Source organism: Streptomyces sp. NPDC056734 (genome assembly GCF_042790455.1).
GTDB lineage: Bacteria > Actinomycetota > Actinomycetes > Streptomycetales > Streptomycetaceae > Streptomyces.
This window is the reverse complement of record NZ_JBHTZD010000001.1, coordinates 143232-164307: the sequence shown is the minus strand read 5'-3', so window position 1 is coordinate 164307 and position 21076 is coordinate 143232. Positions and strand designations below refer to the sequence as shown.

The following is a 21076-nucleotide window of genomic DNA, read 5'->3' as shown; positions in this document are numbered from 1 at the left end:
GGGCCTCTTGGGGAGAAGATGGCCCGGAGAGACCGACAGCGTGGAGAGGAAACCATCATGGCCGGTGACAGGGCGATCATCTTCCGGGCCGACGAACCGGGTGAGCCCGGCGCACCGGGTCCGGACCCGGTGCGTACCGGACCGGACGGCGCGGCCACGCACATTCTCACGGCCGCCACCCCCGCCGCCGCGGCGGCCGTCGCGGCCGAGTACGCGGACCGGGGGGTGACCACGATCGAGCTGTGCGGTGCCACCGGCTATCTGTGGACGGCCGAGGTGGAGGCCGCCGTGCGCGGCCGGGCCCGGGTGCGTACCGTGCTCTTCGGGTTCGAGTCCCTCGTCGATGTCGCCCGGTTCAAACAGCGTGCCCTCGCGGGCGAGGCTCAGCGGGAGCTGTTCCTGTACGTCCAGCCGGGCGCCGACCCCGGCACGGACCGGTTGCTGCGCAACGCGGGCGCCACTGCCTTCGTCGCCGTGCCGGAGGCGGGTGCGGGGGCGGCGGTCGCGGCCGAGTTCGCCGACTCCGTCCAGTTGATCGAGCTGTACGGCGAGTGGGATCCGGAGTCGGTGGCCGCCGTGATCAGGGCCGTCGGTGAGCGGGTGCCGGTGGGGGTGTGCGGATCCTCGGCCTGATCCCACCCCCGCCGCCGGTCAACCTGTCACCACGTCACCACGTCACCACGTCACCACGTCACCACGTCACCGGCAGGCTCAGCGGGAAGCGGCGGATGGTCTCCGTGTCCCAGCGGACGTCCTCCGGGGCGATGGCCAGGCGCAGGCCGGGGAAGCGGGTGAGCAGGCCGGTGATCGCGGCGTCGAGTTCCGCGCGGGCCAGCGGGGCGGCGACGCAGTGGTGGCCGCCCCAGCCGAAGGTCATATGGGGGTGGCTGGGCCGGTCCAGGTCGAGTGTGTGCGGGTCGGGGAAGACGGCCGGGTCGCGGTTGGCGGCCAGGTAGGACACATGGACGTAGTCACCGGCGCGGATGAGGGTGCCCTCGACCTCCGTGTCCTCCAGCGCGACGCGGGGAATGCCCACGCCCTTGCGGAAGGGGATGTACCTCAGCAGTTCCTCCAGCGCGGCGGGGACGCGGGCGGGCTCGCGCGCGAGTGCGGCGCGCTCCTGCTGCCGGGTCAGCAGCAGATAGGCGATGTTGCTGATCTGGCAGGTGGCCGTGTCGTTGCCGCTGAGGATCAGGGTGACGGCCAGCACCGCGAGTTCGTCGTCGCTCAGCGGTTCCTGGCCGTCGGGTACGTCGGCGGTGACCATGGCGCTGAGCAGGTCCGGGCCGGGTGCGCGGCGTCGGCGCGGGACGAGTTCGGCGAAGTAGGAGCGCAACTGGGCCTTGGTCGCGCCCTGGCGGGCGTCGGGGGCCGTGGACAGCAGGCGCATGGTGTGGTCGCGCAGTTCGTCGCGGTCGGCCTCGGGGACGGCCAGCAGTTCGCAGATCGTCAGGTGGGGCAGTGGCACCGCGAGCCGGGCCACCAGATCGGCGGGCGGTCCCGATGCGGCCATCGCGGTGAGCAGTTCGGCCACCGCGCGGTCCACGGCCGGGCGCATCGCGGCCACCCGGTCGCGGGTGAACGCCACCGCCGCCGCCTGCCGCAGCCGGGTCGCCTGCGGCGGGTCGGCCACATTGACCGACTCCGGCGAGACGATGGGCTCCGGGGTCATCCTCGGATAGTCCCGGCCCACGATCGCCGCCCGGCTGAAGCGGGCGTCGCACGTCACTTGGCGCACCCCGGCGAAGCTGGTCACCAGCCAGGCCCCGGTCTCCCCGTACGGCAGCCGGATCCGGCTGACCGGGCCGTTGCCCGCCAGCTCGGCCAGTGCGGGATCGAAGTCCAGCGCGTCGCTGAAGTCGAAGGGACAGGCGAGTACCGGCGGGTCTTGGGACAGCATGAAACTCCTTCGGCCACGGGCGGGCACAGCTGTCATCAAGTCTCCGGCCAGGTCATCCCGGCGGGTACCGGCGTGCGGAAGCAGCCCCCGCGCTCGGCGTCGCCGCCGCACCACCGGCCCGCCCCGCGCGCGGCACCGGACGCCGCCCGCGACGGGGTGCGGGTCGTCGTACCGGCGAACTCGACCGGTCCCTGCGGTCGGTGGGCGCCCGCCCGCCGCCCCGGACGGGACGGGGACGGCCGACCGGCGGGATCGGTCCGTACGGCCCCGAGGCGCCCAGAGCGGGCAGGCCCTCGGTCGCCCCGGGCCTACGGGCCTCAGGCATCCGGTGCGGGCGGTTCCTCGGAGCCGTCGAGCTGACGCATCAGGGTTTCCATGTCCCAGCCGATCCATTCCTCGGCGAGGAGACCGTCGGTGACGCGGTACAGCTCCAGGCTGGAGAACCGGACGCGCCGGCCGGTGGCGGGCAGGCCGCGGAACTCACCGCGGTGGGTGCCGCGCATGGTCAGCCGGACCGCGACCCGGTCGCCGGACCCGAAGGCGTCGTCGATCCGCACCTCGAAGTCGGGGAACGCCGTCCGCAGCACGGTCGCGTTGCCCCGCCAGGCGTCACGGCCGCGCATCTGGAACGGCATGCCCGCGATGTTGATCGCGAAGTCCTCGGTGAGGAGCTGGACGCAGGCGTCGAGGTCCTCGCGGTTGAACGCCGTGAACGCCGCACGGAGGAGATCGACGGCCGACCGGTCGGCGGTTCGGTGGGACGGGGACGTGTTCATGGGGTTTTCCTCGCTTCGGGTGGCGCGGAGATGCGCGGCGGCCGGGGCGCCCGGTGGGGGCGCACAGCCAGTACAGACCGTGACGTCGCGACAAGGTCAACCCATCGCTCCGGGCGGCGGCACGGGGGCCGCCCCGGGGTGGGCGCCACGAGCGGGAGATCACGTACACGACCGCGGAGTATCTGGAGCTGCTGCGGACCTACTCCGGTCACCGGGCGCTGCCCGGGGCCGCGCGGGAGGGGCTGCTGGGGTGTGTCGCCGGGCTGATCGACGGCCGGTACGGCGGCCGGGTGACCAGGCGGTATCTGATCGAGCTGGCGGTGTGCGCCCTGCCCGGCTGAGGGGGCCGCACAGGTCGGAGTGCCCCGGGACCGGTCCCGGGTCGGGTGCCGCGCCCGCCGGGCCATCGGCGCCCGGCCGGTGGTGGCGGTGACTGGCCGGGTTCGCTCGCTTCCCCGGGCGCCCGGGCGGGAAGGAACCCACCGGCAGGTACTCGGCAGCGTCTTCGGCGCGAGGGAGGTGCCGCTCGTGGGCGGCGAGTTCGGGGAGTCCGATGGGGACAGCGGGCCCGGCGGGGGCAAGGGGTACGGGTTCCGGCGGATCGAGCGGGGCGGGGCGGCGGCCGGGTGCCCTGTCGTGCGGGGCGGTGACGGGGTCTGGGAGGTGCGCGGGTACGACGAGGCGCGTGCCGTGCTGCGCAGTACGGCGACCGTCCAGGCCGGGCTCGGTATCGAGACCGTGGAGAAGCTGCCGCCGAGCGTCCGTCGGCCGGTGCTCTACCGGGACGGGCCCGAGCACCGGGAGCACCGTCGGCAGACCGCGCGGTTCTTCACCCCGCGCCGCGTGGACGAGCACTACCGCGAGGTGATGGTCCGGGTCGCGCAGGCGCGGCTGGACCGGCTGCGGGCCGACGGGCGGGCCCGGCTGTCCGAGCTGAGCTTCGATCTCGCCATCGAGGTGGCGTGCGCGGTCATCGGTCTGACGGACAGCAGGCCCGGCATCAAGAGGCGGCTGGAGAGCTTCTTCCCGGAGCGGTTCGGCAGGCCGGGGCTGACCAGCCTGCACGGCGTCTACTGGATGGCGCGGCTGAACACCAACTGGTTACGGGTGTACCTCGGCGACGTACGCCCGGCCGTGCGGGCCCGGCGGCGGGCCCGCAGGGACGATCTCATCTCGCACCTCATCGACGAGGGGTGTTCGTCCGGTGAGATCCTCGGGGAGTGCCTCACGTTCGCCGCGGCGGGCATGGTCACGACCCGTGAGTTCATCAGCGCGGCGGCCTGGCATCTGTTCTCCGAGGCCGAGTTGCTGGCGCGCTACCGGGCGGCGGAAGAGCCGGAGCGGCTGGCGGTCCTGGGCGAGATCCTGCGCCTCGAACCGGTCGTGGGCCGGCTGAGCCGCCGGACCACCGCGCCGCTCGATCTGCCCGGTGCCGGGGGTGAGCGGGTGACCGTACCGGCCGGGGAGCAGATCGACATCCTCCTCGACCACACCAACGTCGATGAACGGACCGTGGGGTCCCGGCCGCGCTGTCTGCGTCCCGGCCGGGCCATGGCGGACGGGGCCGGTGCGCCGGGGCTGTCCTTCGGTGACGGTCCGCACAAATGCCCGGGGCTGCACATCGCGCTCCTGGAGACGGATGTCTTCCTCAGCAGGCTGTTCGCCCTGCCGGGGGTGCGGATGGCGGCGCCGCCCACGATCGGTTTCATCGACGGCATCGGCAGCTATGAGCTGCGGCACTGTGTCGTGGAGGTCGACGCGGACGCCCGGGCGGCCGGCTGAGCACCGGCACGCGGCGGGCCGGACGGCCCGTGGTGCTACGGCCGGTCCCGGAGGTGCCGCCAGACGAGTTCACCGCGCGGTGAGAGCCGGTAGCCGATGTCGAGGCTCTCGGTCAGGCCCTGTTCCTTGAGGCGGCGGACGTCCGCCTTGAAGGGCAGGGTGTCGCGGCCGGTGCGGGCGGCCAGGTCGGCGGCCCGGGTGGCGGGGTGGTCGTGGATGAGGCGCAGCACGGTCCGGGTCCAGGGCCCGCGGGTGCTGCGGGCGTCGATGCCGTCCAGCCGGGCGACGATCTCGGCGACGCCCTCGGGCGTGAGGTCGGTGTCCTCGCGCAGGGCGGTCCGGGGGTCGGCACCGGCGAAGCGGAGGGTGACGCGGTGCAGGCGGCGGTCCTCGCCCCGGTGCTGGTCGGCCAGGAGGGCCGCGCGGTCCGGGTAGCCCGCCCGGTGGGCGTCGCGGGCGGTCAGCGAGGCGGGGTCGAGGGGCTCCACGCCGGTGATCTCCACCAGTCCGACGGCCGTGCGAAGACTGGTGCCGGGGCGTACGGCGGGCCTGCGCCAGCTGCGGAAGGCCAGGTCGACCGCGCCCGAGGCGATCTTGTCCAGGACTTCCCGGGTGAACAGCATCGCGGTCTCCGTCCCTGCCGTGCTCGATGCCTGGAGCGTACGTCGCCCCCGCCCTGGGGGCGCCCGCTCATGGTGTCCGCGGGAAGTCCGAGCACACGTGGGTCGTGGACGGGCCCGTGTCCGCCCGGAGCACCACGCGGATGTCGTCCGTGCGGGTCGTGCCGGCGCGGTCCGTCATGGCGCGGGCGCGCGCCAGGCTGCACACGAGCTGGCCGGTGAGGTTGCGGTCCCGCAGGGAGGCCGGGTCCAGGGGCGGGCCGTCGATGTCGACCGTGACCGTTCTGTCCCGGGGTGGTCACCTCGAAGGTGCCGCCCTCCACGAGGGAGGTGAGGCCCGTCTCGCGTTCGGCGGGGGTGGGGCCGCCCATGAGGTACTTGAGGATGTTCTGCAACTCGGGTGCCGGGGGCACGGGTGTGCCGGGGCGGGAGACGGCTTCCAGGCGGCCCGACTGGGAGACGAAGTACAGCCGCAGGCCCTTGGTCAGTCCCCCGGCGGGCTCGCCGCCGTCGAGGACGCCCGTGGGCCGTACCCCGCACGCGGTGAGCAGGGCCGCCGCGGCGAGGGCGGCGGCCGTGATGGCCCGGTGCCGGGGCCGGATCGCGGTCATGCGCCGGCCTCCTCGGCCGGGGGGCGCCACGGCAGGCGCAGGGTGAACACGGCTCCGCCGCCGGGCCGGTCGGCGGCGTCGATGGTGCCGCCGTGCAGACGGGCGTTCTCCAGGGCGATGGCGGTGCCGAGTCCGCTGCCCTCGGAGCGGGTGCGGGCGGTGTCGGCCTTGTAGAAGCGGTCGAAGACCCGGGCTAGGGCGTGTCTGACAATTCCCGTCGTCGCCCGGAGGGCGGCGCCGCGGGGTCAGGTGCGTGCTCTCGGCGTGCCGGGCACGAGTCCTCGTACTGGTTGTACGTGGGCTTGTGCCCGGTGCGGCGAGAGTGCGTGCATGGCGTCGCGGGGCAGGCGGGAATTGTCAGACACGCCCTAGGGCCTCGGGCGGGAGTCCGGGGCCCAGGTCGGCGACCTCGACGGTGACCCGGCCGGCCGTCCGGTCGCCGGTCAGGGTGATGGTCACGGGGGCGGCGCCGTGCCGCAGGGCGTTGCCGACGAGGTTGGCGACGGTGACATCGACGCGGACACGGTCCACCGACGCCCGTATGCCGTCGGGGAGTTCGGCGCGGGCGTGGCCGGTCCAGCCGCGCAGGGACAGGGTGACGCGGACGGCCTGCGCGAGGTCGGTGTCCGCGAGGTGGAGGGTGGCGGCGCCCGAGTCGAGGCGGGACATCTCCATCAGGTCGTCCACGAGCCGGGTGAGCCTGCCGGTCTCCTCGCTGACCGTACGGGCGGCGCGGGCGGCGTCCGCCGGGAGGTGGCCGGCCTCCTCGTCGAGCACGGTGACGACCATGGTCATCGCGGCGAGCGGGGTGCGCAGTTCATGGGAGACATCGGCCACGAAACGTTTCGCCCGCGCCTCCGAGGAGGCGACAGCGTGAGTGTCTGGCTCTCGGAGCGCCCCGCCCGGTAACCGGCCGGGGTGCGCTCATCGATCACAGTGGCGGGACCACGCCGGATTCGCACCGGCTTCCTCGGACCGCTGCCGCCTGGTCGCCGGTCATCCTCTCATCCGGCCGGCCCGGGTCCCAGAGGGCCTCCAGGCGCCGGACGGCCCCGGGACCTCGGCGGGTCACGTCTCCCGGGGCGCCACGCCCCCGGAGCCTCACGGCCCCCGGTGCCCCGCACCCCCGAGAGCCCACGCCTCCAGGACCCCCCGCGCGTTCACTCCGTCTCATGGACGTGCGGGCTGGCCGCCGGTGGCTCGGCGGGGCGTTCCCGGCCGCCGTCGCGACCGGAGACCACGACCACGATCAGGCCGATCACTACGGCCGCGGCGGCGATCCGCCCGGCCGCCCGCAGCACCCAGCCCGGCAGGGAGCCGCCCCGGCCGGGTGCGCGCAGCCGTTCGGCGCGTCTGGCCGGGCGCAGCAGCCGGATCAGCAGCAGGACGGCGATGGGGAGTTGCAGCAGCCACAGCGCGGTGCGCGGCCAGGAGCCGTACCAGACATTGGTGCCGTACAGCAGGGTGTGCCACACGCTCAGCACATAGACGACGATCACGAAGCGGTGCAGCCGGCGCCAGGTCGCGGCGCCGATGCGGTGGCGGATGTAGAACAACAGGCCCAGTGGGATCGCGAGATACAGGGCGCCCTGGCCGATGGGGATGGCGGTGCGGCCGGTCCCGGAGTCGTACCAGCCCGGTACGAAGGAGTCCGCGAAGCCCGCCCACAGGCGTCCGGCCCAGCCCAACTGGTCCTCGTAGCGGACGAGTTCGGCGGCGAACATCAGGGCGTGCGCGAACATCAGGGCCATCGTGGTGAGGCTCGTGGTGCGGTGCCAGCGCTCCAGCCGCTGGTGGGAGACGGGCAGCCGGGAGGTGCCGGGCCCGGACAGCAGCAGGCCGAACATGACCGTGCCCCACGCCCACAGCAGGCCCGACCAGCCGAACGCCTGGCTGAGCAGGTACATCCAGTACTCGCGGGGGTCGCTCATGAACGGCATGATCGCGACGGTGTCCCCGGTGCCGGACTCCATGCGGGCCCAGAAGAACACGAAGACGGCGGCCGTGACGACCATCGCCGCGCTCGCGTCGGGTATCGCGGCGCGCAGATCGCCGCGCAGGGCGACCCGCTCGGCGGGGCGCCGCTCCGGGGTGTCGGGCGGAGCCGTCGCCCCGCTCTCCGGCGCGGTCTCCGGCGGAGTCTTGGGGGATGTCTCCGGCGATGTCTCCGGTGGCGTCTCTGGCAGCATTTCGGGGCCTCCCGGCAACACGGACCGGCTACGGGTGTGGGGCACGTGTGGTGTCCGAGGCCCCAGTCTGGACTAGTCCATTCACGATCATCGAGTCCAAATTCGGCCAGCACTTTTAGGTCAATTTTGGTCGGGCCGCGACCGGATACCGGACGGATTCCGGCCCGACCGCGCGCGCCCGTTGCATATCTCCCGCCTCATTTCAACCCACTGCATCAGGACAATCGAACGCATCAGGACAACCCATGGATGCTCCCCTGCCGCAGCGGCTTGCTCCCCCCTACGCTCAGGGATGCCGCACGGCGTACGCATCGCCACCTCTCGCGGTACGTATCGCCGCACCTCGCTCCCGGTCGCGGTTCAGCACGGACCAGGAGGAGGACCCGTACGTGACCACACGAGTGCCCGTCGTCCGGGCGGGCCGGCCCCGGTCGGCGCCGGGGGACGCCGAGGGTTCCCCGGCGGCGCGCGAGCCGGTGACCCGTACCGTGTCCGGGGTCTGCCACGGCACCCTGGGCGAGCTGTATCAGGGGCCGTTGCGGGCCGGGCCCGAGCCGGACATCGCGCTGGTGTCCTTTCCCGTCGACCGGCACGCGTGGGTGCACTTCACGCCGGACGAGACCGCACAGGGGCCGCCCGTCCTCGGAGAGAAGTCGGCCGCTGCCGTCCGGCTGTTCCTGGACCGCTTCGGGCTCACCCTGCCGCCGGGCCGGTGGAGCGCCCACTCCGATCTGCGGGTGGGGGTGGGGATGGCCAGTTCGACCGCCGACATCGTGGCGACCCTGCGCTGTCTGTTCCAGCTCTTCGGCCTGCCCTACGACCTGGACGTGGTGCTCGGCGTGCTGGCGGCGATCGAACGGGCCGACAGCGTGTTCCTGGACGAGTTCGCGCTCCATCTCAGCGGCCGGCACCGGGTGGTGCGGCGGCTCGGCACCCAGCTCGGCTTCCACACCGCGTACATCACCGAGCCCGGCACGGTGGACACCGCCGCCGTCACCGAACCGCTGCTCGCCCACTACCGGCGGCGCGGAGCGGAGTACGAGCGCTGCCTGGACGCTCTGCTGAAAGGGTTCTCCACAGGTGACGCGGGGGCCGTGGCGCGGGCGGCCACCGGCAGTGCGGTGCTGTCCCAGGAGGTGCTGCCCAAGGCGGCGTTCGACGCCGTGCTCGCCCAGCGGGAGCGGTTCGGCGCCGACGGGGTCTTCGTCGCGCACACCGGCTGTCTGATCGGCTATCTCTTCGCGCGGCGCCCCGGCGCCGCCGTCAAGTCCGAACTGTCCGCGTTCTTCCACTCGCTCGGCCACCAGTGCTCATTCGCCCAAGGAGGCTACGGGTGATCCACCCCCACATCGCCGACGCCCTGAAGATTCCCGACCTGGTACGGCTCACCGACGGCCTGGTGCTGATCCGGTTCGAGTCGATGAAGATCTACTCGGCGCTCGCCGCCGTCCGCCGGCTGCTGGAGCGGGGCACGGTCCGCCCCGGGCAGACCCTGGTCGACAGCTCCAGCGGCATCTACGCCTACGCGCTGGCGCTCGCCTGCCACCGCTACGGCATGCGCTGCCACATCGTCGCCTCCACCACCGTGGACACCACCACCCGGGCCCAGTTGGAGGTCCTCGGCGCCACGGTGGAACAGGTCCGGCCGTCCCTCAATCTCAAGCTGGACCAGGAGTTGCGGGTGCGCCGGGTACGGGAGATCCTCGCCGACCGGCCCGACTGCCACTGGATGCGCCAGTACCACGACGACATCCACTACCTCGGCTATCAGGAGGTCGCCGACCGGATCACCGCCGCGTTCCCCGGCCGGCCGCTGGCCCTGGTCGGCGGGGTGGGCTCGGGCGCCTCGACGGGCGGCATCGTGCAGCGGCTGCGGATGACGGACGACTCGGTGCGGCTGGTGGGTGTGCAGCCGTTCGGGAGTGTCACCTTCGGCAGCCAGGACCATCACGACCCGGAGGCGATCATCGCCGGGATCGGCTCGTCGATCGTGTTCGACAACGTCCGGCACGATCTCTACGACGCCCTGCACTGGATCGACTTCACCCACGCCATGGCCGGGGCCGTCGCCCTGCTGCGCGAACACGCCGTGTTCGCCGGGCTGTCCACCGGCGCCGGCTATCTGGCCGCCGTGCACGAGGCCCGCCGCCACCCCGACCGGCTGCATCTGCTGATCGGCGCCGACACCGGGCACCGCTATGTCGAGCGGGTCTTCGCCCGGCATACGGAGGCCCTCAACCCGGCCGTGCTCAAACCCGTCGAGATCTCCGGCGCCGGGGAACTGTCCATGCCCTGGTCGACCATGGCGTGGCGGCGCACCCCCTGCCCCGCCGACTGGAAGGAGCGGGCGGCATGAGTGTCGTACTGCTGGAGTCGCTCACCTTCGGCCTCGGACACCTGGTCCGCGCCGCCGACGCGCTCGGCGAGCGGCTGGTGCTGCTGACCCGTGATCCGGCCTACTACGCCTACGAGCTGGAGCGGCTGCCCGCGCACGCGCTGGACGTGGTGGAGACCGACACCTTCGACGTGGACGGCGTCGCGGAGCTGCTGGGCCGCACGCCCGGGCTGCGCGGGCTGATCAGCTCCACCGACACCTGGATGCTGGTCGGCGCCGAACTGGCGGCCCGGTTCGGGCTGCCCGGACTCGACCCGGACGTACTGCGGCTGACCCGTGACAAGGCCGCCGTGCGCAATCTGCTGCACGAGGCCGGGCTGAGCAGGGGCCGGGCCCTGGCGGCGGACGGGCCGGGCGGGGACGTCCGGGAACTGCTGCTCAAGGAGATCGGCCTGCCCGCCGTGGTGAAGGACTCGGCGGGCACCGGGAGCCAGAATGTGTGGCTGGTGCGGGACGAGACCGAACTGGACGCGGCGCTCGCGGAGTCGGCCGGGCGGACCCTGAAGGGCAGGCTGTTCGCGGAACCGTACTTCGGCGGGCCGGTGTACAGCGCCGAGACCCTCACCTGGGCGGGCCGGACCCGGCTGCTGGGGGTGTCCAGCCGGCTGATGTCGCCGGAGCCGCACTTCCGCGAGGAGATCACGGCGTTCCCGGTGGCCCTTCCCGAGGCGCTGCGCGGCTCCCTGGAGGGGTGGCTCGACGCGCTGCTGGCAGCCGTCGGGTACACCGACCGGTTCGCGCATGTGGAGTTCGTGCTGACCGCCGACGGGCCGGAGCTGGTGGAGGTCAACCCACGGATCGGGGGCGCGCTGGTCGGGGAGGGGCTGTGCCGGGCGCTCGGGGTCAATGTGTACGAGGCGATGGTGGAGGCGGCGCTGGGGCGGCGGCCCGGGCTGCTGGACGCCGAGCCGCCGGGCGGTCCCGCCGTGGCGTTCGTGCTGGGGTATCCGGCCGCGCCGGGCGTGTTCAGCGGGGTCGCCGGACTGGAGCGGCTGGCGGAGCTGCCGGGCGCGCCCGCCTGGTTCCCGGTGAAGCGGGTCGGCGACCCGGTGGAGCATCTGGCGGACAGCCGGGGCTACGCGGGGATCGTGTACGCGGAGGCGGAGACCGCCGAGCTGGCGACCCACCGGGCGGTGGCCGCCGCGAACGCCGTACGGGTGCTCACCGAGCCGTTCGCGCCCGGTGAGTGAACGTGACAAGGGCCGGGCAGGATTGGGGCCGCTCGACGGGCCGCTGCGCTTCCTGCTGCTCAGCTCGTTCCTGATCCCGCTCGGCAGTTTCATGGTGCTGCCGTTCATGTCGGTGTTCCTGCACGAGCGGCTCGGCATGGGGCTCGGCACGGTCGGTGTGGTGCTGGCGGTGGCGTCCCTCGTGCAGTTCTCCGGCGGGATCGCGGGCGGGGCGCTCGCGGACCGGATCGGGCTGCGCCGCACGATGCTGTGGGCGCTGATCGTCCGTACGGCCGGGTTCACCGGGATGCTGCTGGCGCTGCGCTGGCCGCCGCTGGCCGTTCCGGCGCTGATCCTGACCTGCTGCGGCGCGGCCCTGTATCTGCCCGCCAACAAGGCGTATCTGGTGCACGGGGTGGCCGACGAGCGGCGCCCGGCGTTCCTGTCGGCGGGCAACGCGGCGCTCAACGCGGGCATGGCGGTGGGCCCGCTGATCGCCGGGCCGTTCGTGCTGTCCTCGCCGGGCTGGCTGTTCGTCGCCGTCACGGCCCTGTTCCTGCTGGTCACGGCCGGGCACACCCGGCTTCCGGCGGTCGGGGAACGCCCGCCGGGCCGGCAGCCGTCCCGGCAGGGCCTGCTGGCCGGCGTTGCGGCGCTCCCGTTCGCCGCCAACCTCCTGGCCTTCTATCTGTACTTCCACTTCCAGCACTTCCTCGCGGTGTACGCCGTCGAGCGGGCCTCCAGCGAGTTCTACAGCCTGGTCCTGCTGCTGTGCTTCGCCCTGGTGATCGTCGTCCAGCCGCTCGCGTCGGACCTGATCCGGCGGATGCCGTACGCCCTCGCCCTCGGCGTCGGTTTCGCCGGGCTCACGGCGGGGCTGGCGGTGCTGGCGATCGGCAGCCGCCCGGCGCTGCTGGCGGGCGGGGCGCTGATCACGCTGGGCGACATCGTGCTGTTCCTCAAGAACGACCTGGAGGCACTGGCGCGCAGCCCGCGCTCGGACGCCGTCGTCTTCGGCCAGCAGCGGCTGGCGGCGGGGCTGGGGGCGGGCGCGAGCGGGGTGCTGGGCGGGCAGCTGTACGGGGCCGGGGAACGGGCCGGGGACACCGGCTGGTTCTGGCTGCTGGCCGCCGCGCAGTGTCTGCTGCTGCCCTGGCTGCTGGCGCTGCTGCGCGGCCCCGCGACCCGGGACGCCCTGACCGCCGTACCACCCGAGACCCCCTCCCCCACGGTGCCGACGACGAAGGAGCGATGAGGCCGTATGACACGGACCGGCGGGTTCCAGGACGACGACTTCTGGACCGAGTTCCATGACTTCCTGTTCTCCGAGCAGCGCCACACCCAGGCCGCCGACCTGCTCGGCGGCTCTCCCCTGCTGGACTTCCCGGCCGGGGCGCGGGTGCTGGACCTGTGCTGCGGTCCGGGCGTGTTCACCGTGCCGCTGGCCCGGCGCGGGTACGCCGTGACGGGGGTGGATCTGAGCCCGGCGATGCTGGAGCGGGCGCGCAAGCTGGCGGCCGACGCGGGGGTCGGCGTCACGTATGTGCGGGCGGACGCGCGGGAGTTCACGGCGCCGGGCGGCTTCGATGTCGCCCTCAATCTGTTCACGTCGTTCGGGTACTTCGAGGACCCCGCCGACAACGCCCGGGTGCTGCGCACCCTGTACGACTGCCTGGCGCCCGGCGGGACGCTGCTGCTCGACCTCGCGGGTAAGGAGCTGCTGGCCCGCCGGGTCACCCCGCCGAAGGTGGTGACGCGCGGCGAGGATCTGATGGTGCAGACGGACACCGTGCTGGACGACTGGGCGCGGCTGCGCAGCGACTGGGTGCTGGTGCGGGGCGAGCGGGTCACCCGGGCGACGCTGGTGTGGTTCGTGTACAGCGCGGTCGAGCTGCGGCGGATGGTGGCGGAGGCCGGGTTCGGCCGGGTGGAGGTCTTCGGCGGCTTCGACGGGCGGCCCTACGACGAGAACGCCGAGCGGCTGGTGGTGCGGGCGACGCGGCAGGACTGAGGGGGCGACGCGCCAGGGGCGGGGGGGTGTGATCCCCCCGACCTTTTGGCCCGGACTGTGCGGAACGTAGTATCACGAGGTCAATAGCCGCGACGGGAGACAGGAAGCCGGTGTGAATCCGGCACGGTCCCGCCACTGTGACCGGGGAGTGCAACCCTTCGACATGCCACTGCGCGACGCGCGGGAAGGCGGGGGGAGCGTCGATCCGGGAGTCAGGACACTGGCCTGTCGCGGGCCCGTTTTGAGGAGCGCGGACTCCCCAGGAGGCTCAACGTGTACGACGGCATGTCCCGTCCCGCCCTGTCCACCCCTGCCCGCCGGCGGCTGCGCGCGGCGGCGCTCGCGCTGTCGGCGGCGCTGCTGGCCGCCGGGTGCGGCTCGTCCGGTGATTCCGGCGCGGATCCGAAGGCTTCGGCCGCCCCCGCCGGTGGTTTCCCCGTCACCGTCGACAACTGCGGGGTGAGCACGACGTACGACGCCCCGCCCGAGCGGGTCGTCACCATCCACCAGCACCCGGCCGAACTGATGCTCGCGCTCGGGCTGAAGGACCGGATGGTCGGCACCGCCTTCCCCGACTCGGCGCCGCTGCCCGAGCTGGCGGAGGACTTCGAGGCGATCCCGGAACTGGCGGAGAAGGAACCGTCGTTCGAGACGGTTCTCGACGCCGAGCCCGACTTCGTCTACGGCGGGTACGGCAGCGCGTTCGCCGACAACGAGGGCCGCTCCCGTGAGGCGTTCGCCGACGCGGGCATCGACACCTATCTCAACCGCGAGTACTGCGAGGGGGCGGCGTCGGCCACGATGCGGGACACCTACGACGAGATCCGCGCCATCGGCGAGATCTTCGGGGTGTCCGAGCGGGCCGACGCACTGGTCGCCGATCTTGAGGGCCGGGTCGAGGCGGCGTCCGCGGCGGTGGCCGGCGAGGAGCGGGTGCCGGTGTTCGTGTACGACAGCGGCGACAAGTCCGCGTTCACGGCGGGCGGCAAGGGGCTGGGCAGCGAGCTGATCCGGCTGGCGGGCGGCGAGAACGTCTTCGCCGATCTCGACGAGGTCTTCGGGGACGTCTCCTGGGAGCAGGTCGTGGAGCGCGGGCCCGAGGTCATCGTCATCTACGACTACGCCGGGGCGGGGGGCGTCGAGCGGAAGAAGGAGTTCCTGCTCGCGCAGCCGGCGCTGGCCGACGTACCGGCCGTGCGGAACGAACGGTTCGTGGTGCTGCCGCTGACGGACACCCTGGTCGGCGTGCGGTCGGCGTACGCGGTCGAGGATCTGGCCCCGGCGCTGCACCCCGAGAGCTTCCGGTGACGGTTCCCGCCACCGAGCGGGCCGCCGGGTCTCCCGGGGGCGGGCCGAGGGCGGGCCGGGCGACGCTCGCCACGACCCTGCTGGTGCTCACCGCGCTGCTGGTGCTCTCGGCGACGGCCGCGCTGGCGATCGGCTCGGTGCGGGTGCCGCCGGGGCAGGTGTGGGGCATCGTGACGCACGCGCTGGGTGCCGGGTGGGTCGAGCCGGACTGGTCCGGGGCGCGGGAGACCATCGTGCTGGAGGTGCGGGCGCCGCGCGTCCTGCTCGGCGCGGTGGTCGGCGCCGGGCTCGCGGTGGTCGGTACGGCGATGCAGGCGCTGTTGCGCAACCCGCTCGCCGAGCCCTATCTGCTGGGGGTGTCCTCCGGGGCGTCGCTCGGGGCGGTCGTGGTGATCGTGTTCTCGCTGACCCTGTTCGGGGCGGTGTCGCTGTCGGTGGCGGCCTTCGCGGGTGCGCTCGGCGCGCTGCTGCTGGTGTACGCCACCGCGCGGACCGGCGGGCGGATCACCTCGGTGCGGCTGGTGCTGTCCGGGGTGGCCATCGCGGCGGTGCTCACCGCGGCGACGAACCTGCTGCTGCTCACCACCGAGCGGGGCAATCAGGCGCGCGAGGTGCTCGCCTGGACCCTCGGCGGTCTCGGCGGCGTCAACTGGGACACGCTGTGGCTGCCGGCCGGCGCGCTCGCGGCCGGGGTCGGGGTGCTGCTGGTGCAGTCCCGGAATCTGAATCTGCTGCTGGCCGGTGAGGAGGCGGCGACCACGATGGGGCTGGACGTGGGGCGGTTCCGGGCCCGGATGTTCGTCCTGCTGTCGCTGGTCACCGGGGTGCTGGTGGCGGCGGCCGGGCCGATCGGGTTCGTCGGCCTGATGCTGCCGCACATCGTCCGGCTGTTCGTGGGCGGCGATCACCGCCGGGTGCTGCCGACGGCCGCGCTCGGCGGGGCCGTCTTCCTCATCTGGGCCGATGTCGCCGCCCGGACCGTCGCCGCGCCGCTGGAGATCCCCGTGGGGGTGCTCACCGCGCTGTGCGGCGGACCGTTCTTCCTGTGGCTGATGCGCCGGGACGCCCGGCGCGGCACGGATCGAGGAGCCGTATGAGCCCCGCCGAACTCGTCGTCGACCAGGTCACGCTGTCCGCCGGTGCGCACCGGCTGGTGCGGGACATCTCACTGACCGCCCGGCCGGGCGAGGTGGTCGGGCTGGTCGGGCCCAACGGCAGCGGCAAGTCCAGCCTGCTGCGGGCCGTGTACCGGGTGCTGCGCCCGGACTCCGGGGAGGTGCGGGTGGACGGCGCGGACGCCTGGACGCTGCCGGTGCGGGAGCTGGCGCGTACCGTCGCGGCGGTCGTGCAGGAGGCGGGCGCCGACTTCGATCTGACGGTCCGTGAGGTCGTCGCCATGGGCCGTACCCCGCACAAGAGGCTCCTGGACGGCGACACCGCCGACGACGCCCGGCTGATCGAGTCCGCCCTGGACACGGTGGACGCCGCCGAGCTGTCGGCCCGCTCCTTCGACCAGCTCTCCGGCGGCGAACGCCAGCGGGTCCTGATCGCCCGCGCGCTCGTCCAGCAGCCGTCGCTGCTGGTGCTGGACGAGCCGACCAACCATCTCGACATCCGCCACCAGCTGGCCGTCCTCGGCACCCTGCGCCAACTCCCGGCGACGGTCCTGATCGCCCTGCACGACCTCAACCTCGCCGCGTACTACTGCGACCGCCTCTACGTCCTCCACGAGGGCCACGTCACGGCCTCCGGCCCGCCTGTTGAGGTCCTCACCCCCCGGCTGCTGGCCGAGGTGTACGGGGTCACGGCCGAGGTCACGATCCATCCCCGGACGGGGGCACCACAGGTGACGTTTCTGCCGGCGCGGGTGGGGGTGGGGGCAGGGGCTCCCGGTACGGCGGGGGCGGGCGGGACGGCTGGGGGCCGCGATCCGGCGGGGGTGCGGGACGCGGCGGGGTGAGGAGGGCTCGCCGGCCGGGTCGGCGGAGGGGGCTGGGCCGGCGGGGCTGCTGGGCGACGCCGGGTGAGCGCCTACGCGGCGGCGCGGGCTCCGGTCCCGGTGGACCGACGGGGGCGTGCCGGGTGGCGGGCACCAACCCGCCGACCAGGAACGGGCCCACCGCGCCCGGAGTACGCCTCAAAGACCTGGGTCAGCGCCGCACGGGAGCGGGGTGGGGCGCCGGGTCATGTCCTGCCACCAGTGCGGACCGTCCTCCAGGTGTCGCAGGAGGATGCCCTCGCGCAGTGCCCAGGGGCAGACGGCGAGGGTTTTGAGGCCGCTCAGTTTCATCGCGGTGTGGCCGACGATCGCGCCCGCGAGGCTCTGGCGGGCGCGCGGCGCGGAGATGCCGGGGAGGTCGGAGCGGCCGCCCGGGGGCAGTTCCGCGAGCCGGTCGATGGCCGTGCGCAGCTCGGCGCGGCGCAGGTCGCGCCCGACGAACGGGCCCCGGCGGCCCGGGGCGGCCCCGCACAGCCTGGCCAGTTGCTGGAAGGTCCGTGAGGTGCCCACGGCGGTGTGCGGGTGCTCCCAGCGGATCCGGGCCCCGGCGTCGCGCAGCTGATGGCGCACCTCGCGGCGCAGGGCGAGGATCTCGGACGCCGACGGCGGGTCGGCGTGGGCGAGGTAGTCGTCCGTGAGGCGGCGCGCGCCGAGCGGCAGGGAGATCGCGAACTCCGGTGTGCGGCCCCGGCCGAAGGCGACTTCGAGGGTGCCGCCGCCGATGTCGAACAGGGCCAGCGGGCCCGCCCGCCAGCCCATCCAGCGCCGTACGGCGAGAAAGGTCAGCTCGGCCTCCACCTCGCCGGGCAGCAGACACAGCCGTACCTCGGTCCGGGCGTGCACCGCCGCGAGCACCTCGGCGCGGTCGGGCGCGTTGCGCACGACGGCGGTGGCGAAAGCCAGCGGATGCGGCGCCCCCCAGCGTCCGGCCGTCCTGGCCGCCTTGGCCACGGCGTGCACCAGCTGCTCGGTGGCCGCCTCGCCGAGGCCGCCGTCGGCACCGACCTGTTCGGACAGGCGCAGTTTCCACTTCGCGGTGTGGACGGGCAGCGGCACCCCGTCCTTGGTGTCCGCCACCACCAGCCGCACCGTGTTCGATCCCGCGTCAATCACACTCAGCCTCATCGGCGTTGCGTACCCGGAGCCGTGCCGGTGATGCGTACACGCATGCCCTCTTGGCGGGCGCGATACGAAGCCGGCGCGGGTCCGGGAGCGGGTTTCGGTCAGGGGACCACGGGAGGCGCGGGACCCCAGGGGCAAGGGAACCAGGGGGTCAGCTGTCGCAGACGACCTCGTCGCGGGGGACGTACCGGGTGTTGAAGGTCTCCCGGCCGACTTCCTCGCCGTCGTTCTCGAAGACCCGGTCGACGGCGACGTCGAAGCCTTCGAGCGGGGTCTGCGGCACGCACTGCTCGGCGGCGCCCTCGCGGGTGCCGGGCTCCTTCACATTGGTGCGCGGGCCGGTGACGGACTCCACCGAGTCGTACTTCTTGGTGCCGAGGAAGCTGACGGTGACGGAGGTGTCGGTGGCCTGGGCGTCGATGTAGATGGCGTTCCCTGAGTCGTTGCGGAACTTCAGGTCGAGGCTGCCCCAGGCGATGGTGGCCTCGCGGCCCTCCGGGTAGCGCTCGATGTAGAACGAGTGGGCGCCGTACTCGACGGGGTCGACGCCCGCGAAGAAGACCGCGTTGAAGACGGTGGTGGCGACGGCGGAGACACCGCCGCCCGCCGCCATCTCGAACTGGTCGTTGTTGATGATGATGCCTTCGACGAAGCCGTTGGCCTCGGTGCGCTCGCCCACGGTGCCGTTCATGCTCCAGGTCTCGCCGGGCAGGACGAGGGATCCGTCGATGAGTTCGGCGGCGCGGCCGATGTTGGTGACCCGGTAGGGCTCGGGTTCGAAGTCGACGGTGAAGGTGGACATCTGCTCCTTGATGCCCAGGGCGTCGAGGTTGTCGGCGGAGAGTTTCGGCTTGACCTCCTCGACGGCGACCGCGCCGGTGCGGGCGGCGCCGGCCTTGGTGAGCAGGGGCTGTACGGCGTCCTTGAGGGCCTTGGCCGTGACCTCCTGCCCGGACCGGCCGCCGGAGGCGACGACGACCCGGCCGCCCTCCATCCGGAGGTTGGCCTCCTCGGCCTCGTCGGTGGCCAGGGCGAGCGGGCTCGCCACCGCCGGGTCGGCGAGGAGGGCGGCGCCGTCGAGCGTGGGGACGAGCTTGTTCGACTTGTCCGGCTTGACGGTGAGGTGCTCGCCGAGGGTGACCGGGCTGATCTCCACGCGTCCGGCGCTCGTGGTGAGGGTGACGGGGCCGGACATCGCGGGCCGGGCGAACTCCGCCAGGGCGCGGTCGACCTCGTCCGCGCCGACGCGGGGCTCGGTGGTGTCCACCGGGAGCCGGACCGGCTCCGAGGTCGTGCCGGGGATCACCGAGGACAGCGCCCCGATCGCGCCGTCCACGTCGAGGGACTGGCCGGTGACCGGCTTCACCTGGGTCACCTCGCCCTCGCTGAAGCCGATCGCGCCGTCGCGGGCCTCGCGGTCGTGGTCCTTCGCCAGTGCGGTGAGGGCGGTACGGGTCTGGTCCCGGTCGACGGCGACGGCCGGTTCGACATCGCGGTCGGGGCTGGTGAACAGGCGGCCGATCACCGTGAAGGGGCCGTTGCCCGAGCGGGCGGCCTCGGTGACGGTCTGCTCGCTGTCCAGGGTGAGGCCGGCGGTGCGGGCGTCGACGGTGGCGTTCTCCTCGCCGACCTGGACCGGTATGGGCTCGGCCCAGGCGTCCCCGAGGCCCTTCTCCAGGGCCGCCCTGGCCTCCGTACGGCTCATGCCGCCGATGTCCACGCCGCTCACCCGGACGCCGTCGGGTACGTCGTCGCCCGCGGCGAGCAGGCCCACGAGGTAGAGCCCGCCGAAGCCGACACCGGCCGCCGCGCCCGTCACGAGCGCGGCCCGGCCTATTCGGCGCCGGGCGGCCCGGGAGGCGTCGGCGGTGCCGTCGGGGTCGGCGGGCGGACCGGCGGGGGCTGAGCGCGGCACGGGGTCTCCTCGTCTGTGGGCGGTCGCGGCGAGTGGCGGGTGGTGGGCGCCGTCGCGGCGCGCGGCCCCCTCGGAAGAGCGGGCCGCGCGCGGTGATGATATGAGAATCTATGTGGTGATTCCGTAAGCTCTGTCACCGCCCCCCACTCCGCGGGCCCGGTCACCGCCGTCACTCGGGTGTCGTTACCCCACTCCGGACCGCCTCAGCCACCCCGGACCGCGTCAGTCACCCCGGACCGCCCCAATCGCCCCCGCACCGACCCGGGCCCGGCCACCCGTGAGGTGCCGGCCGCCCGCCCCGCGTCAGGCTTGCCCGCCGCCCAATCCGGTGCGGACCAGGGTCAGGAACTCCTCGTCCGTGAGGCCCAGCCCGCGGGCCTGTCCGATGAGGCCGTGGACGCCCGTGGTGAGCCGGGCCCGGCCCGCCGCGTCGGGAGCGGCGGTGATCACCGCGCCCCGTCCCGGCGCAGCTCGATCAGGGACTCGTCCCGCGGCCGCTGGTAGCCGCGCAGCACGGTGTGCACATTGACGCCCAGCGACTCGGCGACCTCGCGGGCCGGTGGCAGCCGCTCGCCCGGAACCGCCGTACCGTCGGCGATCGCCCCGCGCACACAGGCGGCGATCTGTTCGCCCAGCGGCACGGGCGAGCCCGGGAGCACCCGGAGCAGCATCGTCAGCCACGCTCCCCGGTACGCCGCTCGACGAGCGCGTTGAGCGGGGCCGCCGCGGTGGTCGCGTCGTCGACGGTGATGACGTACTCCCGCCCGCCCGTCGTACGGACCGACAGGGCCTCCCCCGAGCGCAGCACCACTCCGCGCCGGTCGGGGCGGAGTGGTGGCCCCAGCCGCCGAAGTCGCCCACGGCGTGCACCCGGACGCTTCCGACGCGCTCGACCCCGCTGAGCGGCAGGGCCGGCCGGGGTCTGGGCAGCAGGGTGGAGGCGACGGTGACCCCGCGCCGGTCGACGGTGACCCGGACCGCCCCGGACGCGGCGCAGACGAGGCCGAGGACGAGGGACAGCAGCCCGGTCCACCAGGAGGCGAGCAGCAGGGCGAGCAGCAGGGCGAAGAGCCCGCCGAGCGCCATGAGGGCGGCCGGGTGGAGCAGGGCGCGCGAGCGGACCGTACGGCTCCACGCCGCCGCCTCCCCCTCCGCCGGCGGCAGCGCGGGGACCGGCGGCGTGGTGGCGGGGTCGGGACCGGCGTCCATGAGCCGCCGGCCCACGGCGGTGGTGGTGAGGCCGGCGAGCGGCAGCACGGCCACGTGCCAGAGCGGCAGC

At 73.7% G+C, this 21076-nt stretch carries 17 protein-coding genes, 3 pseudogenes and 2 riboswitches; of the genes and pseudogenes, 11 read left to right on the top strand and 9 right to left on the bottom strand.

Annotated elements, in window-relative coordinates:
* The first annotated feature begins 57 nt into the window (after positions 1-57).
* On the top strand, positions 58-633 hold the full coding sequence (locus ACFRFC_RS00600; RefSeq protein WP_382679569.1) for a DUF6506 family protein: 576 nt from the start codon (positions 58-60) through the stop codon (positions 631-633).
* A 58-nt stretch (positions 634-691) separates the two neighbouring features.
* On the opposite strand, the gene ACFRFC_RS00595 is transcribed toward ACFRFC_RS00600, so the two are convergent.
* On the bottom strand, positions 692-1900 hold the full coding sequence (locus ACFRFC_RS00595) for a cytochrome P450 (RefSeq protein WP_382679566.1): 1209 nt from the start codon (positions 1898-1900) through the stop codon (positions 692-694).
* A 317-nt stretch (positions 1901-2217) separates the two neighbouring features.
* The gene (locus ACFRFC_RS00590) at positions 2218-2676 is read right to left on the bottom strand and encodes an ester cyclase (protein WP_382679563.1); all 459 of its coding nucleotides are present in this window, start codon (positions 2674-2676) and stop codon (positions 2218-2220) included.
* Between the two features lie 143 nt (positions 2677-2819).
* Here ACFRFC_RS00590 and ACFRFC_RS00585 point away from each other — a divergent pair.
* Positions 2820-3017: pseudogene (locus ACFRFC_RS00585) on the top strand (SAM-dependent methyltransferase); the annotation flags it as partial.
* A 295-nt stretch (positions 3018-3312) separates the two neighbouring features.
* Entirely contained in the window at positions 3313-4458 is a 1146-nt protein-coding gene (locus ACFRFC_RS00580; RefSeq protein ID WP_382680162.1) for a cytochrome P450, read from the top strand.
* A gap of 35 nt (positions 4459-4493) precedes the next feature.
* Here ACFRFC_RS00580 and ACFRFC_RS00575 read toward each other — a convergent pair whose 3' ends face one another.
* The 3 genes and pseudogenes from ACFRFC_RS00575 to ACFRFC_RS00565 all read right to left on the bottom strand — a co-directional run bounded on the left by ACFRFC_RS00575 (position 4494) and on the right by ACFRFC_RS00565 (position 7875).
* Positions 4494-5081: a hypothetical protein gene (locus ACFRFC_RS00575; RefSeq protein WP_382679561.1), complete on the bottom strand. Its 588-nt coding sequence runs from the start codon at positions 5079-5081 to the stop codon at positions 4494-4496.
* A 604-nt stretch (positions 5082-5685) separates the two neighbouring features.
* Positions 5686-6544: pseudogene (locus ACFRFC_RS00570) on the bottom strand (sensor histidine kinase); the annotation flags it as partial.
* A 20-nt stretch (positions 6545-6564) separates the two neighbouring features.
* A riboswitch (cobalamin riboswitch) is annotated at positions 6565-6661 on the bottom strand.
* 188 nt (positions 6662-6849) lie between these two features.
* Positions 6850-7875, bottom strand: coding sequence for a ferric reductase-like transmembrane domain-containing protein (locus ACFRFC_RS00565; RefSeq protein WP_382680161.1), 1026 nt, complete (start codon positions 7873-7875; stop codon positions 6850-6852).
* A 392-nt stretch (positions 7876-8267) separates the two neighbouring features.
* On the opposite strand from ACFRFC_RS00565, the gene ACFRFC_RS00560 reads away from it, so the two are divergent.
* The 8 genes from ACFRFC_RS00560 (at position 8268) to ACFRFC_RS00525 (ending at position 16721) form a co-directional block, all read left to right on the top strand.
* Positions 8268-9215 carry a hypothetical protein gene (locus ACFRFC_RS00560; protein WP_382679558.1) on the top strand — a complete coding sequence of 316 codons (948 nt, stop codon included), beginning with the start codon at positions 8268-8270 and terminating at the stop codon, positions 9213-9215.
* Positions 9212-10234, top strand: coding sequence for a cysteine synthase family protein (locus tag ACFRFC_RS00555; protein WP_382679555.1), 1023 nt, complete (start codon positions 9212-9214; stop codon positions 10232-10234). The genes ACFRFC_RS00560 and ACFRFC_RS00555 overlap by 4 nt, the downstream gene beginning before the upstream one ends.
* Positions 10231-11463, top strand: coding sequence for an ATP-grasp domain-containing protein (locus ACFRFC_RS00550; protein WP_382679553.1), 1233 nt, complete (start codon positions 10231-10233; stop codon positions 11461-11463). Before ACFRFC_RS00555 ends, ACFRFC_RS00550 begins: the two co-directional genes overlap by 4 nt.
* Positions 11456-12697, top strand: a complete 1242-nt coding sequence (locus tag ACFRFC_RS00545; protein WP_382679550.1) for an MFS transporter — start codon at positions 11456-11458, stop codon at positions 12695-12697. The genes ACFRFC_RS00550 and ACFRFC_RS00545 overlap by 8 nt, the downstream gene beginning before the upstream one ends.
* Positions 12698-12703: 6 nt before the next feature.
* A complete protein-coding gene (locus tag ACFRFC_RS00540; protein ID WP_382679547.1) occupies positions 12704-13453 on the top strand; it encodes a class I SAM-dependent methyltransferase in 750 nt (249 codons plus the stop codon).
* Positions 13454-13513: 60 nt separating this feature from the next.
* Positions 13514-13697: riboswitch (cobalamin riboswitch) on the top strand.
* Positions 13698-13726: 29 nt separating this feature from the next.
* Positions 13727-14761, top strand: coding sequence for an ABC transporter substrate-binding protein (locus tag ACFRFC_RS00535; protein WP_382679544.1), 1035 nt, complete (start codon positions 13727-13729; stop codon positions 14759-14761).
* Positions 14758-15858: a FecCD family ABC transporter permease gene (locus ACFRFC_RS00530; RefSeq protein ID WP_382679541.1), complete on the top strand. Its 1101-nt coding sequence runs from the start codon at positions 14758-14760 to the stop codon at positions 15856-15858. The genes ACFRFC_RS00535 and ACFRFC_RS00530 overlap by 4 nt, the downstream gene beginning before the upstream one ends.
* Entirely contained in the window at positions 15855-16721 is an 867-nt protein-coding gene (locus ACFRFC_RS00525; protein WP_382679538.1) for an ABC transporter ATP-binding protein, read from the top strand. The genes ACFRFC_RS00530 and ACFRFC_RS00525 overlap by 4 nt, the downstream gene beginning before the upstream one ends.
* A gap of 177 nt (positions 16722-16898) precedes the next feature.
* Here the strand turns inward: ACFRFC_RS00525 and ACFRFC_RS00520 are convergent, their stop codons facing one another.
* The 4 genes and pseudogenes from ACFRFC_RS00520 to ACFRFC_RS00505 all read right to left on the bottom strand — a co-directional run bounded on the left by ACFRFC_RS00520 (position 16899) and on the right by ACFRFC_RS00505 (position 20605).
* Positions 16899-17885, bottom strand: a complete 987-nt coding sequence (locus ACFRFC_RS00520) for a Ppx/GppA family phosphatase (protein WP_382679535.1) — start codon at positions 17883-17885, stop codon at positions 16899-16901.
* Between the two features lie 148 nt (positions 17886-18033).
* Positions 18034-19701 (bottom strand): VanW family protein, encoded by a 1668-nt coding sequence (locus ACFRFC_RS00515; protein ID WP_382680160.1) that lies wholly within the window; start codon positions 19699-19701, stop codon positions 18034-18036.
* 399 nt (positions 19702-20100) lie between these two features.
* Positions 20101-20468, bottom strand: a pseudogene (locus tag ACFRFC_RS00510) (GntR family transcriptional regulator).
* Positions 20469-20470: 2 nt separating this feature from the next.
* A complete protein-coding gene (locus tag ACFRFC_RS00505; protein ID WP_382679532.1) occupies positions 20471-20605 on the bottom strand; it encodes a hypothetical protein in 135 nt (44 codons plus the stop codon).
* Between the last annotated feature and the right edge of the window lie 471 nt (positions 20606-21076).

Excerpts from the sequence above, each read along its gene's own strand:
- ACFRFC_RS00575 (WP_382679561.1), bottom strand. The coding sequence starts at position 5,081 with ATGCTGTTCACCCGGGAAGTCCTGGACAAGATCGCCTCGGGCGCGGTC.
- ACFRFC_RS00600 (WP_382679569.1), top strand. The coding sequence starts at position 58 with ATGGCCGGTGACAGGGCGATCATCTTCCGGGCCGACGAACCGGGTGAG.
- ACFRFC_RS00590 (WP_382679563.1), bottom strand. The coding sequence starts at position 2,676 with ATGAACACGTCCCCGTCCCACCGAACCGCCGACCGGTCGGCCGTCGAT.
- ACFRFC_RS00520 (WP_382679535.1), bottom strand. The coding sequence starts at position 17,885 with ATGAGGCTGAGTGTGATTGACGCGGGATCGAACACGGTGCGGCTGGTG.
- ACFRFC_RS00540 (WP_382679547.1), top strand. The coding sequence starts at position 12,704 with ATGACACGGACCGGCGGGTTCCAGGACGACGACTTCTGGACCGAGTTC.
- ACFRFC_RS00595 (WP_382679566.1), bottom strand. The coding sequence starts at position 1,900 with ATGCTGTCCCAAGACCCGCCGGTACTCGCCTGTCCCTTCGACTTCAGC.
- ACFRFC_RS00550 (WP_382679553.1), top strand. The coding sequence starts at position 10,231 with ATGAGTGTCGTACTGCTGGAGTCGCTCACCTTCGGCCTCGGACACCTG.
- ACFRFC_RS00525 (WP_382679538.1), top strand. The coding sequence starts at position 15,855 with ATGAGCCCCGCCGAACTCGTCGTCGACCAGGTCACGCTGTCCGCCGGT.